The sequence below is a fragment of the Pedobacter sp. 01T416_2 genome (genome assembly GCF_056398925.1).
The window spans coordinates 1-1125 of the sequence record NZ_JBFTQI010001191.1 but is presented as its reverse complement, the minus strand read 5'-3'; the positions used below and the strand labels follow the sequence as shown (position 1 = coordinate 1125).

Sequence of the window (1125 nt, the reverse complement as noted above, 5' to 3'; positions counted from 1 at the left end):
ACCTTAGCCCTTACCATTCCCATACGTTCAACCATAGCGAATACAGGCTTTTTATTCAAAGCACCTCTACCAACCTCCACACCATTCTTTTTACCTGTCGATACATACGTTTCATCTATTTCAACGTGTCCTTTGAGTTTAGGAGGATTAGGGTATTCAGACATCAATTTTCTTATCTGTGTAGTCATTTTATGCGCTGTCTTATACGTTACACCTATTGCACGCTGTACTTCTTTAGAAGCAACGCCATTACGTGTTGTAGTCATTAAATACATGACATAAAACCAATAGTTTAAAGGTGTTCTTGTTCTCTCGAATGGAGTTTTAGCACATGGGTATATTTGATGATAACATAGCCTACATTGATAAGATCTACGTGTTACTACACGCCTAAATTCTGTTTCCTTACCGCATGATTCACATGTACGGTTCTTATCCCCAAATCGCAGTTTAAAGACCTTATCTAAGCATGCGGCATCATTTGGGTAATCTTTCAGAAATTCAGCTAATGTATATTTCATGGCGGTAAGTTTGTAATTGTCAAATATTATTTCTTACCTTTGAAGTAAGAAAAAAGGAAACGGTGTGGATTTTAACCACATCTGTAGCTTCAAAGGCTACCGTACTAAGTGTTATACTAGCCGTTATTCCCTCTTATGTTTTCTTAAATCCCGATTTATTTTAAGTATTGCAACCACTCTTCTAAATCGGGATTTTTTTATTCTTTTTATATTGGTTTATAGCTTTCTTTTAATTCTTCCCCATCAAACCATTCTGTCAATGCGTAATATACCGTATGATTTGAACCTGTAGGATTATAAATATCCACCTTATCAGCACGCTTCAATTTATCTATTGGGGTGTTAAGTCCTTTATCAAAATCCCTGTCAAACTCCCTTATAGCGCTTTCTATTTCACCTATTTTAGATGCTTTACCAATATACTTTAGTCCAAACAAGACCTGCTCCATAGCAGAAGCATTTTTGTCAAATACCAATTTATGCACTTCAACGTTTTCTTGTTTGATGCTTTGGGCAACTATGTCCTTAAGATTTGATATAGTTGTATAGTGCTTCTTTGCATCTGGATGTAGATTAAAAAGCAATTCTTCTAAATCTTTAATAG

General features: G+C 35.3%; 2 protein-coding genes. Both read right to left on the bottom strand.

What is annotated here, in order from left to right:
• Window positions 1-521, bottom strand: a 521-nt coding sequence (locus tag AC1DPQ_RS28465; RefSeq protein ID WP_477611676.1) for an IS1595 family transposase, incomplete at its 3' end; no start/stop codon positions are given.
• A 206-nt stretch (window positions 522-727) separates the two neighbouring features.
• Window positions 728-1125, bottom strand: a 398-nt coding sequence (locus AC1DPQ_RS28460) for a hypothetical protein (protein WP_477611675.1), incomplete at its 5' end; no start/stop codon positions are given.